Source organism: Sphingomonas sp. PWP1-2 (assembly GCF_049898305.1).
Classification (GTDB): Bacteria; Pseudomonadota; Alphaproteobacteria; order Sphingomonadales; family Sphingomonadaceae; genus Sphingomonas; species Sphingomonas glacialis.
The window spans coordinates 121,894-142,843 of sequence record NZ_JAFCXM010000003.1; the positions used below are offsets into that span (position 1 = coordinate 121,894).

Below are 20,950 nucleotides of genomic sequence, written 5' to 3' on the forward strand. Positions count from 1 at the left end.
CAGGGCGTATCGCGCTAGCGCACCTTACTGCGCCATCTGGCGGGGATGCTTGCGTGCCCAATCGCGGTTCAGCGCAAGCGCTGCAAGCGTGCAGAGCGCCCCGGACAACAAATAGGCGCCAACCGACATCAATCCGAACGTGCTCGCCAGCCATAGCGCCGCAAGCGGTGCGAAGGCGGCGCCGATGAACCAGGATGCGGTCGCGGTCGTGCCCGCGCCCGTGTAGCGGTGCCGGGGCGAGAAGCTGCCGTTGACCGCCCCCGAAGACTGGCCGAACGACAGGCCGAGCAGGACGAAGCCCAGCATCATGTACGTCCATTCGCCCGCCGCCCCGCGGCCGAGCAGTTGCGGGGCAAAGCCGCTGTAAGCGGCGATCAGCGCGGCGGAGACGCCGAGCAAGGTGCGGCGGCCGACCCGGTCGGCGATGACGCCGGACAGCGTTACCGCGACGAGGCAGACGAGCGCACCGACCAGCTCGATCACCAGGAAGCGAACCGGCGGCTCCCCCGAGGTGAGCACGAACCACGACAAGGGGAATACGGTGACGAGGTGGAACAGCGCGAAGCTCGCCAGCGGCGCGAACGCCCCGAGCACGACCGTACCCCCTTCTTCGCGAACCAGCGCGGAAAGCGACGATGGCTGCAGCTCGCGGCTTTCGAACAGCTGCTTGAACCCTGGTGTCGAGATCAGCCGCAGTCGTGCGAATAACGCCACCACGTTGATCACAAAGGCGACGAAGAAGGGAAAGCGCCAGCCCCAATCGAGGAAATCAGCGGTGCTGAGCGCGCTGAGCAGATACGCGAAGACCGCGGCGGCCACGAACAAGCCGACGGGGGCACCTAGCTGCGGGATCATCGCAAACCAGCCGCGGCGCCCGGCGGGGGCGTTGAGCGACAGCAGTGCCGGAAGGCCGTCCCAGGTGCCGCCGAGCGCGAAACCCTGCCCGATGCGGAACAGCGCCAGCAGGATGACCGCCCAGGCGCCGGCCTGCGCGTGGCTGGGGACGAAGGCGATCGCCGCGGTCGATCCGCCGAGCAGGAACATCGCGGCGGTCAGTTTGACGCCGCGGCCGTGCTTGCGGTCGATCCAGATGAAGGCCAGTGCGCCGATCGGCCGTGCGATGAAGGCAAGCGCGAAGAGTGCGAACGAATAGAGCGTGCCCGTCAAGGCATCGACGTACGGGAAGATGACCGACGGAAAGACCAGCACCGACGCGATCGCAAAGACAAAGAAGTCGAAGAATTCCGACGACCGCCCGATGATCACCCCGACGGCGATGTCGCCCGGTCGGACCTGATGGTCGCGCGCGTTGATCAGCTGCGCATCGCGCTCCAAGGGGGTCGAGTTCCCCGCGTCGAGTGCCGTCCCTACCATCGCGTTCCGTCCTATCTGCTCAGTCGTGTTTGGCAGCGACTGCGGCGGCCGCCGTGATCGATCAGCGATGCCGACAGTCCCGCCATAGCGATTCACAAACCGCAAAACTTTGATCGCGGACAAAGTTCGGCAGTCGATCAGCGGCTACGCGTCGGGCATGGGCAGCACATCATCAGATCGCATCCGCACGGCGTTGCGCCTTCCCCTCCTAGGGATTCCGGCATTGCTGAGCGGTTGCAACATGGTGGTGTTGAACCCGACCGGTGATATTGCCCTGCAACAGCGCAACCTCATCCTGTTCGCGACCGGGATCATGTTGATGATCATCGTGCCGGTGATGGTGCTGACGGTGCTGTTTGCCTGGCGGTACCGGCGCGGCAATCCCAACAAGGTCTACGATCCCAATTTCGACCATTCGACCACGCTCGAGCTCGTGATCTGGGCGTGCCCGTTGCTGATCATCATCGCGCTCAGTGTCGTGACGTGGACGAGCACGCATCTGCTCGATCCGTTCCGCCCGCTCGAGCGGCTGTCGGCGGGCCGGCCGATCGCGCCCAACACCAAGCCGCTCGAGGTGCAGGTCGTCGCGCTCGACTGGAAATGGCTGTTCATTTATCCCGAACAGGGCATCGCCACCGTCAACGAACTGGCGCTGCCGGTGGACGTGCCGGTACACTTTTCGATCACCGCGACGAGCCAGTTCAGCACCTTCTACGCGCCGACGATGGCCGGAATGATCTACGCCATGCCGGGCATGCAGTCCGTGCTCAACGCGGTGCTCAACCAGCCCGGCGACAGCTGGGGCTATTCGGGCAATTATACCGGTCGCGGTCACACTGAGATGCGCTTCAAGCTGCGCGGCATGGCACCGGCGGATTTCGCGCGCTGGGTCGCCCGGGTGAAGGCCAGCAAGGGCACGCTCGCCGCGGCCAATTATGGCGCGCTGGAGAAACCCAGCATCAAGGTGCCAGCGCTGTATTTCGGGTCGGTCATGCCGGGCTTGTTCGACCGGGTGGTCAATCGCTGCGTCGCCCCGGGTGCGCCGTGCACGATCGACGTGATGCGCCGCGACATGGCGCGCAGTCGGGGCGATGTTGCGGGCCGCAGCGCCGCGCCGCTGCATGGCACCACGCCGACTCCGGCGCTCTTCAAGGCCCCCGAGGACAAGGGCACGGGGCCTAACGTCACCAAGCCGGCCAAACCCGGCGCACCCGGCGAGCGCAACCAAGGCGATCCGCGCAATCGCGATCTGTCGGCCACGCAGCCTTTCCTCGCCCCCGGTGCGCTTCGCACCGCGCGGTCTGATCCCCAAGCATCGGGACTTTCATGAGCGATCATCTTCTCAAATCGATCTTCGGGCGGCTGACCTGGGAATCGTTTCCGCTGCACGAACCGATCCTGCTGGGAACGTTCATCGTCGTCGCGGCGCTCGGCCTCGCGCTTGTCGGCGCGCTGACGTACTTCCGGCTGTGGGGCTATCTGTGGACCGAATGGTTCACGAGTGTCGATCACAAGCGGATCGGCATCATGTACGTCATCCTCGGCATCATCATGCTGCTGCGCGGATTTTCGGATGCGCTGATGATGCGCGCACAGCAGGCGATTGCATTCGGCGACAACCAGGGTTTCCTCGAGGCGCATCATTACGATCAGATCTTTACCGCGCACGGTACGATCATGATCTTCTTCGTGGCGATCCCGCTGGTGGTCGGCCTGGTCAACTTCGTCATGCCGCTGCAGCTCGGTGCGCGCGACGTGGCCTTTCCGTTCCTCAATAATCTCAGTTTCTGGCTGACCGCGGCGGGTGCGGTCCTCGTGATGATTTCGCTGTTCGTCGGCGAGTTCGCCAGCACCGGCTGGCTCTCCTACGCACCGCTCGCCGGGCTGGCGTACAGCCCCGAAACGGGGGTCGATTACTATCTGTGGTCGCTGCAGATCGCCGGTGTCGGCACGACGCTGTCGGCGATCAACATGGTCGCCACCGTCATCAAGATGCGCGCGCCCGGCATGACGATGATGAAGATGCCGGTGTTCTGCTGGACGGCGTTGTGTTCGAACGTGCTCGCCATCGCCATCTTCCCCGCACTGACCGCCGCATTCTTCCTGCTCATGCTCGATCGCTATATCGGCACGCATTTCTTCACCAACGAGCTCGGCGGTTCGCCGATGATGTATTGGAACATGGTGTGGATCTGGGGGCACCCGGAAGTCTATGTCCTCGTCCTCCCCGCATTCGGCATCTATTCGGAAATCACCTCGACCTTCACCGGCAAGCGGCTCTTCGGCTATACGTCGATGGTCTATGCGACCGTGGTGATCACGATCCTGTCGTATCTCGTCTGGCTGCACCATTTCTTCACCATGGGTGCGGGACCGAGCGTCAACAGCTTCTTCGGCATCGCCACGATGGTCATCGCCATCCCGACCGGCGCCAAGATCTTCAACTGGCTGTTCACGATGTACCGCGGCGACATCCGCTTCGAACTGCCGATGATGTGGGTGGTGGCGTTCATGCTGACCTTCGTGGTCGGCGGGATGACCGGCGTGCTGCTGGCGATCCCGCCCGCCGATTTCGTGCTGCACAATTCGCTGTTCCTGGTGGCGCATTTCCACAACGTGATCATCGGCGGCGTGGTGTTCGGGCTGTTCGCCGGGATGGTCTATTGGTTCCCCAAGGCGTTCGGTTTCAAGCTCGACGAGTTCTGGGGCAAGGTCGCCTTCTGGGGCTGGGTGATCGGCTATTGGGTCGCCTGGACGCCGATCTACGTCGTCGGACTGATGGGTACCACGCGCCGCGTGAACCATTTCGACGATCCCACGCTGCAACCCTATTTCATCGTCGCCGCGATCGGCGCGCTCATCATCCTGGTCGGCATCCTAGGCTTCGTGATGAGCATCGTGATGGGCTTCGTGAAGCGCGATCAGCTGCGCGATCTGACCGGCGACCCGTGGGACGGCCGTACGCTCGAATGGTCGACCACCTCGCCGCCGCCGGCGTACAACTTCGCCTTCACCCCGGTGATCCACGATCTCGATGCGTGGTACGACATGAAGAGCCGCGGTTACGAGCGGCCCGCCGGGGGCTATCGCCCGATCCACATGCCGCGCAACACCGGCGCCGGAATCATCTTGGCCGGGCTCGCGCTCAGCCTCGGCTTCGGCATGGTGTGGTACATGTGGTGGCTCGCCGCACTGAGCTTCGCCGGGCTGATCGTCGTCGCGGTGGCGCATACCTTCAACTTCGCGCGCGACTATTTCATTCCGGCGGACGAGGTCGCGCTGACCGAGAGCAAGCGCCACCAGCCGGCCGTGGGAGCCTGACATGACCGACCACACGCGCTTCCCGAGCGACGCCGCGCCGAGCTGGCACCTGGCCGAAGACGACGATCACGATTCCGTCGGCAACGGTGCCACCGTGCTCGGCTTCTGGATCTACTTGATGAGCGACGCGCTGATCTTCGCGTCGCTGTTCGCGATGTTCGGCGTGGTCAGGACGAGTTATGCCGGCGGGCCGATGCCGCATGAGATCTTCGAGCTGCCGCTCGTCGCGCTCAACACCGCGTTGCTGCTGGCGTCATCAATCACCTTCGGCCAGGCGATGCCGCATATCGAAGCCGGGCGGGTCGGCGCGACCCGCTTTTGGCTCGCGGTGACCGGCCTGCTCGGCGCTGGCTTTATCGGCATCGAACTGTACGAATTCTCGACGCTGATCGCCGAAGGCGCAGGGCCGCAGCGCAGCGCCTTCCTCTCGGCCTTCTTCACGCTCGTCGGCACGCACGGCGCGCACGTCACGGTCGGGCTGCTGTGGATCGGCGTCATGCTCGTTCAGCTCGGGCAGCACGGCCTCAGCCAGCCGATGAAGCGCCGGCTGATCTGCCTGTCGATGTTCTGGCACTTCCTCGACATCATCTGGATCGGTGTCTTCACCTTCGTCTATCTGTTTGGAGTCCTCCGGTGAGCCAGCCCTCGATCGCGCCAGAAACCGCACATGGCGCCACGTCCGGCCACAGCCAGCGGGGCTACCGCATCGGCACGATCCTCGCGATCATCCTGACTGCGGTGCCGTTCTGGCTGGTGATGTCCGGAGTGCTGCACGATGCGCAGACGACAGCGGCGCTGATCTTCGCCATGGGCTTTGCCCAGATCATCGTTCACGTGCTTTGCTTCCTGCATCTCGACACGCGGTCCGAAGGCGGCTGGACGTTGCTCGCTTTCCTGTTCACCACGGTGATCGTCGTGTTGACGATCGCCGGGTCGATCTGGGTGATGTATCACCTCAATGCCAACATGATGCCAATGCCGATGCCTGGCGGCCTGGTGATCCCGGCGCACTGACCGCGGACGCCACCCGCGCGCGGGTGCCTCGTTCGCGGCGCGGCCTACCTGCCTGACGCCTTCGGCATATACCTAGCTGTGCCGAATTGATGCAGGTTTATCATCTCGTGGGCGTATGAAACTTCCTATGCTCAGCATGGATATCTGCGCCGATGATACGGCACCCGACTCGAGGGTGTGCGCGAGCGTGATGCGCAGCGAACGCGCGGCATTGGATACGATCGGACGGTATAAAAGCGTTTCTCGTGGCGAAACGGTGATCTGGGCCGGTGACGAAAGCACCATCTGCGGCAATTTGCTGTCCGGCGTGCTCAAGCTCGTCGCCTGCACCACGCAGGGTCGTGAGCAGATCGTCGGGCTGCTGTACCCAGCCGATTTCGTCGGGCAGCCCTACCCAGGGCGCGCTGAATTCACGATCACGGCGATGACGGATGCCGAGTTATGTGTGTATCCGCGCAGAGCATTCGAGCGGCTGCTGACCGATCAGGCCGGGATGGAGCGCTTGTTGCTTCAGCGCACATTGGCAGCCCTGAACGTTGCCCGTCGGCAGATGTGGACGCTGGCCCGGACATCGGCGGCTGAAAAGGTCGCAGGGTTTTTGATCGACATGACCTCACGCACAGCGTCGAGCGGATGCAGGGCGACCTACGACGCCCCGGTGACCTTCGACTTGCCTTTGTCGCGCGGACAGATCGCCGACGTCCTGGGGCTCACCATTCAAACGGTGAGCCGGCAGATGACCCATTTGAAGGCGGCCGGGATTATTCGGCTTCCCGGCGGACGCGCGATCACGATCACGGACTCGATCGGACTGGAAGCGCGGGCGGTCGCTGCTTAGCGGCCTGGCGTACCGGCGTCATCGTACCGCGCGCGATCTCAGGTCGCTGCCGAGCAGGGTGCCCGGGGGTATGGTCGCTCGCGCTCCTCGATCCGGGGGGCATGGACGCAATGTATCCGATCTTCACTCGGTTACGCGCATGGATGACCGATGCGTTTGGCGAGGTCTCCGCGAAGCCGACGGCGTTGCGGTGCCGGCAACCCGAAGATGCCTGGACCGCGCCCGCAATCATCGAACGCTCGCTCGGTCGGACCGAGATGTGCATCCGAATGTATGATTGTGCCGCTTAGAGGTTGTCGGCAAGTTCCGTCAGCTATGCTTAACAGATCGTTCAAAGACGTCGATGGAGGTATTCAGACGCGCCTGGTCCAGGGGCCGATCCAGCTGACCTTCGCATCGATTGTGCGTCAGCGTTGAACGCGCTTGTTTTTGACGACGATCTGATCGCCGAGCTCGATCGATCCGTCGGCGCTGCAGGTCGCAATGCCTTGTTGTCCGAACTCGCAGACTGGACCGAAAAGATCGGAGACCGGCTCCATCTGTTGATCGGCGCGGGTGACTTGAAGGGCGCCCGTCAAGAGGCGCATTTGCTACGAAACGCGACCGCCCGTGTCGGTGCCTTTCGCTTGATCGACTGTCTGGTCGAGGTGGAGCTTTATGCTGGTGTGCAGCTGACCGAAGCCGTCTTTGCCTCGAAGCTCGCTGGTGCTGTCGAGGAATTCGTCCAACACGCACGGCTCTTTGCCGGTCAATCGTTCGCCATCAATTCCCATGCGACCGTGGCGGTGATATCGCCGCCGCCGTAAATCGGCGTAAAATCGTATGTACGCGGGGGGCGTACACAGGGGCGGCCTTGGCTCACCAACCCGGTGCATCCGGCAAGACATGCAGTTGCATGATTTGTTAACCATTTATCGGCACGTCGTTAGGTAATTATCCGTAGGGGCGAGTATGCGGCACCTTCCTGACAAGGCGATGAATAGGCGCAGTCCCGGCGGCGCCGCGACGCCATATCCGACCACAGACTCATGGCGCCCGATGCTTCAAACGTCGCTATGCCAAACCCGATGATACCGACGGCCGAAGATTTACGGATCGCCTCGCTTCGAGAACACGCCATTCTGGGAACAGAGCGCGAAGACCGTTTCGACCGGATCGCGAAGCTTGCAGCGGGGTATTTCAAGGCGCCGATCGCGCTGGTTTCGTTGATCGACGAACAGCGCCAGTGGTTCAAGGCGTGCATTGGCCTCGACGTCGGAGAGACGCCGCGCGATTGGGCCTTTTGCGATCATGCGATCAATCTGGCTCCCGGCTCGGTCATGGTGGTCGAGAACGCGCTTGCCGACGCCAGGTTCGACACCAACCCGCTGGTCTTGGGCGCGCCCGCTATCCGCTTTTATGCCGGGGCTGTCCTGACGACGTCGGACGGGCACAATCTCGGCACCTTGTGCGTCATCGATACGGAGCCCAGGCCGCGCCCCAGCGAGGCGGATATCGACTATCTTCGGTCGCTTGCGCAACTGGTCGTCGACCAGCTCGAACTGTCGAAGGCACGGTCGATCCTCGACGAGCAGAACCGCCTGTTACGGACCGCCGAGGCGATGTCCGGCGTCGGCCACTGGCGCTTCGATCTCGTTGCACAAGAAGTCATCTGGTCTGACGAAGTCTTCCGAATCCACGGTCTTCCGGTTTCCCAAGCGGTCCCGGACTATGAGGCAATCCAGAAGTTATACCATGAGGACGACCGCGAAACGCTGACGCGGTTCGTCGCGAACGCGGTCGAAACCGGCGAAGGGTATGATTTCGGATTGCGGATCCGCCGGCCCGACTGAGAAATCCGTCACGTGATCGCGCGCGCCGAGTGCTCCGCCGATGCCAGCGGCAAAACGACGTCGCTCTTCGGCGTATTCCAGGACGTTACCGCGCAACATCTGGCCGCCGCCTGCGTCGCCGAGAGCGAGCGCCATTACCGGCTGCTCGCAGACAATGTCAGCGACGTGATCGCGCTCTATGGGGCAGACGGCATCTTTCGCTACGTTTCCCCGTCGGTCACCGATTTGCTCGGCTACGCACCCGACGACCTGATCGGCAAAACCCCGTTTGCGTTCATGCATCCGGATGATCACGCGCGCGTCGCCGAAGCGTTCAGGGCGGCATCGGCCGCGGGGGACGGACGGACGATCGAATATCGCGCGCTCACCAAGGCGGGCGAGGCGCGGTGGCTCGAAGCGCGTCCGAAATTCCATTGGGATCGCGCGGGCAAGCTGCTCGAAATCTCGGACTCGGTGCGAGACGTGACGGCGCGCGTAACCGCGAAGAGGGCGCTGGAGGACAGCGAGACGCGCTTCAGGCGCCTGGCAGAATCGGCCCCGATCGGCATTTTCAGGGCCGACGCCGACGGCAACGTCACCTACGTCAATCGCGAGTGGGTCGCCAAGGTCGGTCTCAGTTTCGAGGAATCGCTGGGCAATGGGTGGATGCGGGCCTTGGCCGATCCGACGCCCTTTATCGAGCGGCCGGCATGGATCGGCTTCGTTCCGGGCGAAGTCCGCGTCCGCCAATCGAAGTTCAAGCGCGCCCATGGCGGAGAGATGTGGGTCGAAACGGTCAACAGCGCCGAATTCGACGACCAAGGTAGCCTGACGGGGTTCATCGGCGCGGTCATCGACATTACCGAACAGCGTCAGTCGCAGATCGACCTTGCCGAGAGCAAACGCCTTTTCGAGACGCTAGCCAGCCTGTCGCCGGCGGGCATCTTCCGAACCGATTCATCGGGCAACTGCACCTATGTCAACGACGCATGGCTGAAATTGTCGGGGTTGGTCGAAGCCGAGGCGTTCGGGAGCGGTTGGGCGTCGGCAATCCACCCCGATGATCGGGATCGGCTCTTCGGGGATTGGATCGGCGCAGTCGAACAGCGTATCGGTCTGCGGAGCGAATTTCGCTTTCAGCACCGCGATGGTCGCACATGCTGGGTCGAAGTGATCAGCGAACCCGAGATTGACGAGCATGGCAGCCTGGTGGGCTATATCGGCGTCAACATTGACATCACCCAGCGCAAGCTGGCGGAGAAGGCGCTCGGCGAGCGCGAGGAGCAGCTCAGCCTGTTGGCCGCGAACGCCACCGATGCCGTATTTCGGCTAAGCCTCGACGGAACGTGCATCTACGCGTCGCCTTCGGTCGCCAGGTTGCTTGGCGTCGATCCCGCAGGCCTCATCGGCCGGAACATGTTGACCAGATTCCATCCCGAGGATGCAGCACGGGTCAATGCGCAGTATAAGCGGCTTGCAACGGGGGATCAGGATCAACTGATCGTCGCGTATCGGGCCGAGCCGATTGACCGGCCCGGAATCTGGGTGTGGCTCGAGGCGAACAGCGGCTTGGTGCGAGATCCTGCGACGGGATTGCCTTCGGAAATCATCGTTTCGGTGCGCGACATATCCGAACGCAAGCGCCTCGAACTCGATCTCGAGCGCGCGCTCGCCGCCGCGGAGGGCGCTGCCGAGGCGAAGACGAGCTTTCTCGCCAATATGAGCCACGAAATCAGGACGCCGATGAACGGTGTGCTCGGGTTTACCGAGTTGCTGCTCGCGGATCCGCTCACCCCCGACCAGCGGCGCAAGGTCGAACTCATCGCCGACTCCGGCACCGCCATGATGCGCTTGCTCAACGACATTCTCGATCTGACGAAGATCGAGGCGGGGCAGTTGGTCATCTTTCACGATGTGGTCGACCTGCCACATCTCGTCGGCGCGTGCATCAAACTGATGGCGCCGCTCGCGCTCGGGAAATCGCTGCCGATCACCTTCTCGATGGCCGACGGCGTTCCCTCGAACATCATCGGCGATGGGCTGCGCTTGCGGCAGATCATCCTCAATCTGCTCGGCAATGCGATCAAGTTCACGACGATCGGATCGATCACGATCCGGGCCGAGGTGCAGGGCGCGATGCTTTCGCTCAGTGTCGAAGACACGGGTATCGGCATCGACGAGGACCGGCAGGCTGCCGTTATGGGGAAATTCGTGCAGGCCGAGGACGGCACGGCGCGGCGGTTCGGCGGGAGCGGGCTTGGCCTCAGCATCAGCGCGGAGTTGGCGCAGCTGATGGGCGGAACGCTGACCCTCAACAGCACGAAAGCCGTCGGCACGACGCTGACCCTCGCGCTTCCGCTCCGCGTGGCCGAAGACCAGGCACGAATTGCACGCACTGCCGATCAGGCGAAGCAGAGCGATGCCATCTCGTCTGACTTGGGCTTGCATATCTTGGTTGCCGAAGATCATGAGATCAATCAGCATTTGGTCAAGGCGATGTTGGCTCGGCTCGGGTGCAAGACCACCATCGCGCCAAACGGTGCCGTCGCCGTGGCCGCCGTCGATGAGATGATCAGGTCGGGCGAGGCGTTCGATCTGGTCCTCATGGATATGCAGATGCCGACGCTCAACGGCGTCGACGCCACGCAGCGCATCCGGGCCGCGGGGATCGATGCCGCGATGCTTCCGATCGTTGCGTTGACGGCCAACGCCTATGAGTCGGACATCGAGATGTGTCGTAAAGCCGGGATGCAGGATCATCTCAGCAAGCCGATTACGATCGACGCCCTTCGCGCCGTGATCCAGAAATACCGGCGTGCGCCAGATCCGGCACCCGGGGATGCCGCTCCATTTCGAGTCAGCAGCGCGCTCGCAAAGAAATTCGCGGATCGGACCGACCGCCTGATCGCCAGGATCGAGACCGTCGTCGCGGTCGGAGACTTGGATCCGCAGACCGCGGACGAATTGCAGGACGAGCTCCACAAGCTCGCCGGCAGTGCGGGGTTCTTCGATGACGACGGCATGGGCGAAATCACTGCCGAATTCGCCGAGACGCTGGCGCGGCTTCCCGTCCCGGAAAAGCTGGCGTTTCTAAGCGCTGGAATGACACGGCTGCGAAGACCGGATCCAGCGGTCGGGTGAGCCGAGCTTGCACCACATTTCAAGGAAGATGGATGGCGACGATCGTAATTGTCGAGGATGACGAACTGGTACAAGAAATCGTTGCGCGGGCGCTGGAAAGCGCGGCGCACACCGTCATTCCCGTCGCGGATGGTTTGGACGCGATCGATTGTCTCTGGGAAAACGATCCGGATCTCATCATTCTCGATTGCGCGCTACCCGGAAAAGGTGGGCTGCCGATCTTGCAGGAATTGCGCGCTTCGCCGCGGTTTCAAGCGATCCCGGTGCTCATGCTCACCGCGCGCCGCAGCGATTGGCACGCCCGGCTCGCGATGGATGCAGGCGCAAGCGCGTATCTTCGCAAACCCTTCAAAGTGGAAGATTTGCTGCGCATCGTCGGCGAGCTTCTCCAGAAAGCGGATGCGGTGCAGCCCATCGTCGATCGGAGCGGCGCCGAGGCCGAACCGCTGATCGATATCGATTATCTGAGCACACTGCGATCGTCGCTGGGGCTGCACGATACGCACGTCTTGCTTGGCATGATGGCTGACACCTTGGATCAGTCGATCCAAACCCTCGTCCAAGCGCTTGAAGCGGGCGATCGCGCGCGAGTCGCGCAAGAAGCCCATGCGCTGGCAGGCGCGGCAACGACCGTTGGTGCGGCGCGATTGGCCGAAATGTGCCGCACGATCGAACGCGCTCCCGACGATCGCAGCGATAGGAGCAACCAGCTGGCGGCGACGGGCAGAGCGACGCGCGAAGCGATCGAAAGCGTCCTGTCCGAAGATGCCGCAGTGTCGCTCTCGGATCCTCTCTCCTAGGGCGTTTCGTCGCCGCGCGCTTCGAGCGCCTGGAAGGCAAGAACGGCTTGCGTCCGGTTGCCGACGGCAAGCTTGCGGAAGATCGCCGCGAGGTGCGATTTGATCGTCGGCTCGGCCAGCCCGAGCTCGTAGGCGATTTGCTTGTTCTGCTGCCCGCCCGCAATCGCCCGCAGCACGCGGAGTTGCGCGGTCGACAGCTCCCCGAGGCGTCGCGCCAGATCTTCGTGCTCGGTTCCCGCCCCGTCCGCCATTGCGGCATCGGGGAACCACTGGCCACCCGCCAGAATCACCCTGATCGCCGCAATCATCTCGTCGATTTCGGCAGATTTCGAAATGAAGCCCTTCGCGCCCAGGCCGCGGCCTTGCCGGATCGTCGTCATGTCGTCGCGACCTGAAACGATGGCGACAGGGGTTGCCGACGAAAGCGAGCGCACCATGGCGAGCCCGGAAAGTCCGTTCACGTCCGGCAGCATCAGATCGAGCAAGACGAGGTCGAAACGCCTTTCCCGCAGCGCGGTCTCGACTTCCGTCATGGTGCTTACCGTCGTCACGACCGCCTCGCCATCGACCGCGCGTGAAGCCATGGATAGCGCCGCTGCGCAAATCGGATGGTCGTCGACGACAAGGATCGAGGGTGGCGTTGTCATAGGTCTCTGGGCCCCGGGGTAACGACTCGTTTATCGATCCAACTGCGGCGGTTCCGGCAAGAATCCGCAGCCGTACCGCTAATGTGTCTATCGCTGATCTGAAAGGATTAGTCATCGGTTTGGCGATCTCGTCTTTTCGGATGAAGCCGCCGGATGGCAAGATAGGCTTAACGGGTTCGGCCGTGAATGGCCTGGCTATGACAAAAAACACCTCCTTCTTGCCCGCTTCGACGCCCCGCTGCGCTGGCATTCCCGCGGTCGCGATGACCGCGCTGACGCTGGTCTTCGCGTCTCCCGTCCACGCCGAAGGCGTCAAGGCCGGAACAATCATCAACAACAGCGCGACCGCGACCTATCCCGAGGGCGGGACGCAAGCGACGATCACGTCCAACACCGTCTCGATCCGCGTCGATGAGATGCTCGACGTGGCGGTGGCGGCGCGGGAAACGGCCGACGTGGCGACGACGGCGGGGAGCGCGGCGCAGGTCTTGGCCTTCACGGTCACCAACAAGGGCAACGGTGAGGAAAGCTTCGCACTGGCGGCTGTCGGGACCGTCACCGGCAACGCGTTCGATCCCACCATCACCCAGCTCGCGATCGATACGAACGGCAACGGCCAGTACGAGCCGGGGGTCGATGCGGTGGTCGCAGCGGGTGGCGCAACGCCGGTGCTGGCGCCGGAAAGCGGCGTCACCGTCTTCGTCGTCTCCTCGATCCCGGCCGACGCTCTTGATGCAAAGCATGGCCTCGTCCGGTTGAGCGCTACGGCAACGACCGGCAGCGGGGCGCCGGGAACCCTGTTTGCCGCGCAGGGCACGGGCGGCGGCGACGCCGTCGTAGGCGCGACCCACGCGCTGCGGGAGGGTACGAGCGGATTTGTCGTCAGCCGCGGGACCGTCAACCTGGTGAAGTCGGCAACGGTGACCGATCCGTTCGGGGGCACACGCGCCGTGCCGGGATCGATCATCACCTGGCGTCTGGTTTCGACCGTGACGGGCTCGGGCAGCGTTGCGGGCCTGCATGTGATCGACGCGATACCCGCGGGCACCGGCTACCAGGCGAGCTCGCTCACGCTCGACGGCGCCACTCTGTCGGATGCCGCCGACGCCGACGTCGGGACTGCGTCGAGCGCCGGCATCGATGTCGCGCTGGGCGCGCAGACTGCCGGAACGACCCACACCGTCGAATTCAAAACCCGCATCAATTGAGGATGATCGCTATGAAACTCTTTGCTTTTCTCGCCGCTGTCGCTTTGCCCGTGGTCGCCATCGCGGCGACCAACGCAGTGTCGCTCAGCAGCACCGTGACGACCGAGAAAACGGTCCTGACCAACGGGCGTCCGGAAACCGTGGTGTCGGACGCGAAACACGTGGTCCCCGGTGATCGGCTGATCCTGGCGACGAATTATCGCAACGTGACCACGCAGCCAGTCGTGCACTTCGTCGTGACCAACCCTGTGCCGAACGGCGTCATCTTCACCGGCGACAGTACACCCGGAGCACAGGTGTCGGTCGACGGGGGGCGCACCTTCGGGGCGCTTGCCGCGCTCCGGATCGCGGTTGCGGGTGTCGCACCACGACAGGCTCAAGCAACCGACGTTACCCATTTGCGCTGGACGCTGCCCAGCATCGCGCCGGGCGCGAGTGGGTCTCTGAAGTACCGCGGCATCGTCCGCTAACCAACCGCTGCGCGCGCCGGCGGGGCAAGGCGCGCACACCCTAATCGGAGACTATCATGACACGTGCCAGCACCCTGCTGGGCGCGGGGAGCCTTGTCGCGCTCGCCGTACTTGGCTCTACTCCCGCATTCGCGGCCGGGACTCAGGCCGGATCGACCATCACCAACACGGTTCAGGTCAACTACCAAGTGGGCGGCGTCGCCCAGAACCAGATTGCCGCGTCGGACAGCTTCACCGTCGACCGCAAGGTCAATCTCGTGGTTGCGGCGGTCGGAACGTCGACCACCCAGGTTTCACCGGGGCAACTCGCCGCGGTCACGGCGTTCTCGGTAACCAATACATCCAACGCCACGCTCGACTTCGCGCTGGCCGTTTCGCAGCAGACGGGGGGCGCCGGAGCGCATTCGAACACCGACACGTTCGACGCGACCAATCTGCGCATCTACGTCGATACGAACGCCAACGGCGTCTACGATGCCGGCGACAGCCAGGTCACCTATCTCGACGAGCTGGCAGCCGACACGTCCAAGACGGTGTTCGTCGTTGCCGACATCCCGCTCGGCCGCGCCACCAATGATGTCGCTGCAGTGACGTTGACCGCGACCGGGCGCGAAGGCGGTACGGCAGGGACCCAGGGTAACGCCCTGGTGCAGACCACCGGCAGCAATACCGCTGGCATGGATACCGTGTTCGCCGACAGTGCCGGCGCGACAGACGCCGCGCGAGACGCAGCGTATTCGGCAAAGAACGATTACACCGTCTTTGCCGCCGCGTTGAGCGTGACCAAGGTCAGCCGGATCGTCAGCGATCCGTTCAACGGCACGACCAACCCCAAGATGATCCCGGGCGCGACGATCGAATATTGCATTTCGGTCGCCAATGCGGCCGGCGGTGCAAATGCCACCAACGTGGCGCTGGCGGACGTCTTGCCGACCACGATCACCTACCTCTCGTCGTTCGGCATCTTTCTCAACGGAACCGTGACGGGGTCGACCTGCAATGCGGATGGCGCGAGCGGCGGGAGCTTTGCCTCCGGCACCATCACGGGAACGCTGTCGAGCGTCGCTGCGGGCGACGCCCGCACCCTGCTGTTCCGCGCGACCATAAACTGACGAAATTCGCCGGTGGTTCAAATCCTTGCTTCGACCCGGAGCCACCGGCGGACCCGCTCCTGTCTTGAAATCGAGATGCGCAAACTCTTTCTGATCCTCTGTGCATGGATGGTGGCGATCGTGGCGTGCTGCGCCGCGCTGGCAAGCGCATGCCAGGCGCAGACGCGGATCGAGAATGTCGCGCGGGCTGACTGGTCCAACGGCAGCATCGCCTCCAACCCGGTCACCGTTACTGTCGAGGCTATAGCGGTCACGCTGACCACCTACCGTCCAGACGTCGGTTCGCCGCTCGTCTTTTCGGTGCGGACGCCGCTGTGTCAGGCCGTCGCCCCGCAAGCGGCCGCGCCGATCGGTCCGGCAAGCGCAGCCGGGATCGGCGGCGTTACGCCCTCGACGGAGGTTCGGGCCGGCGAACCGTTGATCTTCAAGCTGGCGGCGCCGAGTGCGAACCGCGATCCCCAAGCGATCGATACCGTCACGGTCACCCTGGTGACGACGAGTGGCGATCGCGAAACGCTCGTCGTGTCCGAAAACGCCGTGAACAGTGGCGAATTCGTCGGAATCATCGCCACGCGTGCCGCGCCGCCCGCGCTCGCCACCGGCGATTGCGCGCTGAGCCTGAGCGCGGACGACAAGATTTCGATCGAATGCCGTCGCGACGGCACGCAGAAGCCGATCGCAACGGCCATCATCGACACTCTGGTGGATCCCGCCGGAGTGGCGTTCGACAGCGAAGACGGCACTCCGGTCTCCGGCGCGCGCGTCACGATGCTTGATGCCGTGACGGGCCTGCCCGCGGTGGTGTACGCCGCCGATGGAAAGACGCGATATCCGTCGAGCATCGTCACCGGGCAAACCGTGACCGATGGCGCCGGACAGACGTACGCGCTGCCGCCGGGCGAGTATCGCTTCCCACAGGCCAACGCCGGACGCTATCGCCTCAAGGTCGAGGCCCCGGCGCCCTATGTGGCACCATCGAGTTTGACGCCGATCCAGTTCGCCACCTTGCTCCGACCCGGTGGTCAGCCCTTTGTCGTCAACGGTGCGTCTTATGGCGAGGTGTTCACGCTGAGCGGACCGGCGGAAGTTCGGATCGACATTCCGCTCGACCGGCCGCCTGTGGCTATCAACCTCACCAAGACGGCGTCGCGCGGCGTGGCATCGCCGGGCGATCGGGTCGTCTACACGATCACGGCGCGCAATCCCGACACGACGCATGCCAAGCGCGGCGTCATCCTGACCGACATCCTGCCGACGGTCATGCGTTTGCGACCCGACACGATCCGCGTCGATGGAGCGAGCGATCCCGCCGCGGTGACGATTGCCGCGGACGGACGCACGATTACCGTCGATCTCGGGACGATCGCGGCGGGCGCACAGCGCACGCTTACCTATGTCCTGCAGGTTCGGCCGGATGCCCCGGCAGGGCAAGCGCTCAACCGCGCCCGGACGATCGACGTGCGTGGCGCAGAGAGCAATGCCAGCGTCGCCGTCAGGATCGATCGCGACACGATCGCGGCACGCATGACGATCGTCGGCCGGATCATGGCGGGTGGCTGCGCCGCGATACCGCGGGTTGCGGCAGGCATCGCAGACGTGCGCGTCTTTCTCGAGGATGGCAGCTACGCGATCACCGACCGCGATGGCCGCTATCATTTCGAGGGCGTTTTGCCGGGGCGGCATGTGGTGCAGGTCGATCCGACCAGCCTTTCCCCAGCGAGCAGCTTCGTCGACTGCGTGCGCAGCACGCGGTCGGCCGGCAGTGCCATTTCGCGCTTTGTCGAAGGGCAGGGCGGGGCGCTCGTCACGGCCGATTTCCACGCCGTGATTTCGGCACAGCCCGGGGTGGCGCGCACCGATGTACCAGAACCCGTCTCGGACCGCGTCGCCGCCGCTGGCGAGCGCGACTGGTTCGCCGATGGCAAAGCCGATATCTCCTGGCTCTTCCCGGAACCCGACCACAACCCACGGGCGCCAGCGGTGCGCGTCGCAATTCGCCATCTGCCAGGCCAGAAACTCACCTTGTTCGCGAACGGCACGCCGGTCGATCCCGTCGCGTTCGACGGGAGCCGCACTGAAGCGGCGCAGCGCTTCGCCGTCAGCATGTGGCGCGGGGTGCCGCTCGGCGACGGTACGACGCATCTGACCGCCGAAGTCCGTGGCAGCGACGGCGCGCTGGTCACGACGCTGTCGCGCGACGTCCATTTCGTGCGAACGGCGGCGCGCGCGCAGTATCTGCCCGAAAAATCCGTGCTCGTCGCCGATGGCGTCCGCCGCCCGGTCCTCGCGGTCCGCCTCATCGATCGCGACGGCCGCCCGGTTCACGCCGGGACCGTCGGCGATATCGCCGTGTCTGCGCCCTATGCGACGGCGATGGAGATCGACGCCGAACAGGCACGGGCGCTGACCGGGCTCGGCCGGGCCAAACCCGTGTGGCACGTGACGGGCGACGACGGCATCGCCTATATCGCGCTCGCCCCGACCACGGTGAGCGGCGCCGTCACGATCACGTTCAGCTTCCGCGATCGCGATACCGTCCGCTCGCAGCAAGTCGAGACATGGCTCGAACCAGGCGCCCGCGCCTGGACCATCGTTGGCTTGGCCGAGGCCGGTGTCGACCGCGCGGGGCTGGCAGGCCATATCGAAGCGATCGAGCGTGCGGACAAGATCCGCGCCGACGGCCGGATCGCCTTCTACGCAAAGGGCCGAATTCTGGGAAAATGGCTGCTGACGCTCGCCTATGACAGCGCAAAGCGGCGCGAGGACCAGCGCCTTTCGGGCGCGATTGACCCCAACACCTATTACACGATCTATGCCGATCGCTCCGAGCGAAGGTTCGACGCGGCATCGACGCGCAAGCTCTACGTCAAGCTCGAGCGGCGCCAGTTCTATGCGCTGTTCGGCGATTTCGAGACGGGCTTCGGCGAAACCGCCCTCGGCGCTACACCCGGACGGCGACGGGGTTCAAGGCGGAAGCGCGGAGCCGTCGCCTTGCCGCCCGCGGCTTTGCCGCCCGCATCGCGACTCGCCATCGTCGCGACGAGATCCAGGGCAATGGCCTGTCGGGCCCCTATGCGCTGGCATCGCGCGACGTGCTCGCCAATAGCGAGCAGATCGTCATCGAAGTCCGCGACCGGCTGCGCTCCGAGCGGATCATGGACCGCCGCGCGCTGACTCGTTTCGTCGATTACGATATCGATTATGCTGCCGGAACGATCCGCTTCTCGGCGCCCGTCCTGAGCCGGTCGAGTGACCTGAACCCGCAGTTCATCGTCGCCGACTATGAGGTCGATCGGGACGATTCCGGCGCGCTCAATGGCGGCGCGCGCGTGCGGTATGATGGCAGGGGCGGCGCGCTGCGCGTCGGGGCCACCGTGCTGCACGACGATGGCGATCAGGGGCGGACCGATCTGATCGCGACCGATCTCCGCCTGCGGTTTGCGCGCGACACCGAGATCCGCGCCGAACTCGCCGCCAGCCGGGGCAATCGGTCGCTGTCGGGCGCCGCGAACACCCAGCCCGGCCAGAGCAGCGGAATGGCCTGGCAGGTCGAGGTCGAGCATCATGATCGACGCTTCGATCTGCTCGGCTATGCGCGGCAACAGGATCTTGGCTTCGGGCTTGGCCAGCAAAACGGCGCCGAACGTGGCCGCCGCAAGATCGGCGCCGATCTTCGCGCCAAAGTCACGGAACAGCTCTCCGCAACGGCGAGCGTGTGGAACGACGCTAGCCTGGTCGATGCGACCACCCGCCGCGCGGCGCAGCTGCGGCTCGACTATCGCGGCGCGCGGACCGATTTTCGCATCGCGCTGGCGCATGCGGAGGATCGCCTCGCCAATGGCGGCGCGGCGGTCTCGACGCTGATCGAGGGTGGCGCGACGCAGCGGCTGTTCGACAATCGACTGGAGCTCGATGCGAGCAGCAGTCTCGCCTTGGGCAATGCCGGCAGCATCGACTTCCCGCAACGCCACCGCGCCGGGGCGCGCTTCGCGCTGAGCGATTCCGTCACGCTGGTCGGCACGTACGAGCTGGCGCATGGCGACAAAATCGACGCACGGACCGCGCGCCTGGGCTTCGACCTCAAGCCCTGGGCCGGCGGCCGCATCACGAGCAGCGTGTCGGATCAGATGCTGAGCGAATATGGCCGGCGCAGCTACGCAGCCTATGGTCTTGCGCAATCGTTCGAGCTCGGCAAGCATTGGACGATCGATGCGACGATCGATGGCAACCGTGCGCTCGGCGGGATCGATCCGGCGACGGTCGTCACCGTCGCACAGCCCGTCGCCAGCGGTGGTTTCGTCGGCAACGGTGCGACGCTGACCGAGGATTTCACCGCGCTGACGTTGGGGCTGGGCTATCGCGGTGGCCGGTGGAGCAGCACGGCGCGTGCGGAGTATCGTCTCGGCTCGCTCGGTGACCGGGCCGCGCTGACGCTCGGCTTGCTGCGTCAGCTCGGCGAGGGGCAGGCACTCGGCGGCCTCGCGACCTGGTCGCGTGTCCAGGTCGGGGGCACCACCACCAGCGTCGCCAACGTCGCTGTGTCGGCGGCATCGCGACCGGCATCCCGTCAGGTCGCGTTCTTGGCCAAGCTCGAATACCGCGCCGACAGTGTGAGCGGTGCGGTCAGGGGTGCGACGGCGCCCGGCGGCGGCGTGTTGCTCGTCACAGGCGATGCGCGTTCCGGCCGGTTGCTCGGCAGCCTGTCGTTCGATTGGGCGCCGTATGGCCGCGACGAAACCGGCCTGTATCAGCGCAGCGAGATCGGCATCTTCCTCGCCGCGCGCTATACCAGCGACCGGATCGCGAGCTATGACCTTCGCGGCGTGACCGCCGTGGCGGGGCTCGACGGACATCTCGGCCTGGCGGACTGGCTCGAAGTCGGGGTGCGCGCAACCGCGCGCGGCGATCTCGACGGGGGCACCCTGGCCTATGCCGTCGGCCCGGTGATCGGACTTCGCCCGGCCGCCAATATGCTGGTCACCGCCGGCTGGAATTTTTCCGGCTTTGCCGACCGGGACTTTGCGGCGGAGCGGTCGACGCATCATGGCGCATTCCTCACCGCGCGTCTGAAGTTCGATCAGACGCGCTTCGCTTTCCTGGGACTATCGGGTCGATGAAAAGGGTTTTTGCCGCGCTCATGGCGCTTGTGGCGCCCGCTGTGGCGCACGCCTCGTGCGATGCCGCGAGCCAGTACACTTTCGCCTTCGCCAACCA

16 protein-coding genes are annotated in these 20,950 nt (G+C 64.6%); 14 read left to right on the forward strand and 2 right to left on the reverse strand.

Features of this window, described 5'->3' with window-relative positions:
- Positions 1–24: 24 nt before the first annotated feature.
- Positions 25–1,374, reverse strand: a complete 1,350-nt coding sequence (locus ACP7C5_RS09015; RefSeq protein WP_426263989.1) for an MFS transporter — start codon at positions 1,372–1,374, stop codon at positions 25–27.
- A gap of 223 nt (positions 1,375–1,597) precedes the next feature.
- Here ACP7C5_RS09015 and cyoA point away from each other — a divergent pair, with 223 nt between their 5' ends.
- The 9 genes from cyoA (at position 1,598) to ACP7C5_RS09060 (ending at position 12,299) form a co-directional block, all read left to right on the forward strand.
- The gene (cyoA, locus tag ACP7C5_RS09020; RefSeq protein WP_426263990.1) at positions 1,598–2,704 is read left to right on the forward strand and encodes a ubiquinol oxidase subunit II; all 1,107 of its coding nucleotides are present in this window, start codon (positions 1,598–1,600) and stop codon (positions 2,702–2,704) included.
- Positions 2,701–4,695: a cytochrome o ubiquinol oxidase subunit I gene (gene cyoB, locus ACP7C5_RS09025; RefSeq protein ID WP_133186253.1), complete on the forward strand. Its 1,995-nt coding sequence runs from the start codon at positions 2,701–2,703 to the stop codon at positions 4,693–4,695. The genes cyoA and cyoB overlap by 4 nt, the downstream gene beginning before the upstream one ends.
- Before the next feature lies 1 nt (position 4,696).
- Positions 4,697–5,332: a cytochrome o ubiquinol oxidase subunit III gene (cyoC, locus tag ACP7C5_RS09030; RefSeq protein WP_426263991.1), complete on the forward strand. Its 636-nt coding sequence runs from the start codon at positions 4,697–4,699 to the stop codon at positions 5,330–5,332.
- Positions 5,329–5,709: a cytochrome o ubiquinol oxidase subunit IV gene (cyoD, locus tag ACP7C5_RS09035; RefSeq protein WP_189675907.1), complete on the forward strand. Its 381-nt coding sequence runs from the start codon at positions 5,329–5,331 to the stop codon at positions 5,707–5,709. Before cyoC ends, cyoD begins: the two co-directional genes overlap by 4 nt.
- Before the next feature lie 127 nt (positions 5,710–5,836).
- Positions 5,837–6,547, forward strand: a complete 711-nt coding sequence (locus ACP7C5_RS09040; protein WP_426263992.1) for a Crp/Fnr family transcriptional regulator — start codon at positions 5,837–5,839, stop codon at positions 6,545–6,547.
- A gap of 413 nt (positions 6,548–6,960) precedes the next feature.
- The gene (locus ACP7C5_RS09045; RefSeq protein WP_322162414.1) at positions 6,961–7,353 is read left to right on the forward strand and encodes a hypothetical protein; all 393 of its coding nucleotides are present in this window, start codon (positions 6,961–6,963) and stop codon (positions 7,351–7,353) included.
- A gap of 222 nt (positions 7,354–7,575) precedes the next feature.
- On the forward strand, positions 7,576–8,379 hold the full coding sequence (locus ACP7C5_RS09050; RefSeq protein ID WP_426263993.1) for a GAF domain-containing protein: 804 nt from the start codon (positions 7,576–7,578) through the stop codon (positions 8,377–8,379).
- Between the two features lie 12 nt (positions 8,380–8,391).
- A complete protein-coding gene (locus ACP7C5_RS09055; protein ID WP_426263994.1) occupies positions 8,392–11,499 on the forward strand; it encodes a PAS domain S-box protein in 3,108 nt (1,035 codons plus the stop codon).
- A 32-nt stretch (positions 11,500–11,531) separates the two neighbouring features.
- Positions 11,532–12,299 carry a response regulator gene (locus ACP7C5_RS09060; RefSeq protein ID WP_426263995.1) on the forward strand — a complete coding sequence of 256 codons (768 nt, stop codon included), beginning with the start codon at positions 11,532–11,534 and terminating at the stop codon, positions 12,297–12,299.
- Here the strand turns inward: ACP7C5_RS09060 and ACP7C5_RS09065 are convergent.
- Entirely contained in the window at positions 12,296–12,946 is a 651-nt protein-coding gene (locus tag ACP7C5_RS09065; protein ID WP_133186267.1) for a response regulator transcription factor, read from the reverse strand. The genes ACP7C5_RS09060 and ACP7C5_RS09065 overlap by 4 nt on opposite strands.
- A 119-nt stretch (positions 12,947–13,065) precedes the next feature.
- On the opposite strand from ACP7C5_RS09065, the gene ACP7C5_RS09070 reads away from it, so the two are divergent.
- The 5 genes from ACP7C5_RS09070 to ACP7C5_RS09090 all read left to right on the forward strand — a co-directional run bounded on the left by ACP7C5_RS09070 (position 13,066) and on the right by ACP7C5_RS09090 (position 20,853).
- The gene (locus tag ACP7C5_RS09070; RefSeq protein WP_426263996.1) at positions 13,066–14,154 is read left to right on the forward strand and encodes a hypothetical protein; all 1,089 of its coding nucleotides are present in this window, start codon (positions 13,066–13,068) and stop codon (positions 14,152–14,154) included.
- A gap of 11 nt (positions 14,155–14,165) precedes the next feature.
- Positions 14,166–14,624 carry a hypothetical protein gene (locus ACP7C5_RS09075; RefSeq protein WP_426263997.1) on the forward strand — a complete coding sequence of 153 codons (459 nt, stop codon included), beginning with the start codon at positions 14,166–14,168 and terminating at the stop codon, positions 14,622–14,624.
- A gap of 56 nt (positions 14,625–14,680) precedes the next feature.
- Positions 14,681–15,736: a hypothetical protein gene (locus ACP7C5_RS09080; RefSeq protein WP_322162425.1), complete on the forward strand. Its 1,056-nt coding sequence runs from the start codon at positions 14,681–14,683 to the stop codon at positions 15,734–15,736.
- 75 nt (positions 15,737–15,811) lie between these two features.
- Complete coding sequence (locus tag ACP7C5_RS09085; RefSeq protein WP_426263998.1) at positions 15,812–18,910, forward strand: hypothetical protein; 3,099 nt, start codon at positions 15,812–15,814, stop codon at positions 18,908–18,910.
- On the forward strand, positions 18,829–20,853 hold the full coding sequence (locus ACP7C5_RS09090) for a hypothetical protein (RefSeq protein ID WP_426263999.1): 2,025 nt from the start codon (positions 18,829–18,831) through the stop codon (positions 20,851–20,853). Before ACP7C5_RS09085 ends, ACP7C5_RS09090 begins: the two co-directional genes overlap by 82 nt.
- The last annotated feature ends 97 nt before the right edge of the window (positions 20,854–20,950 follow it).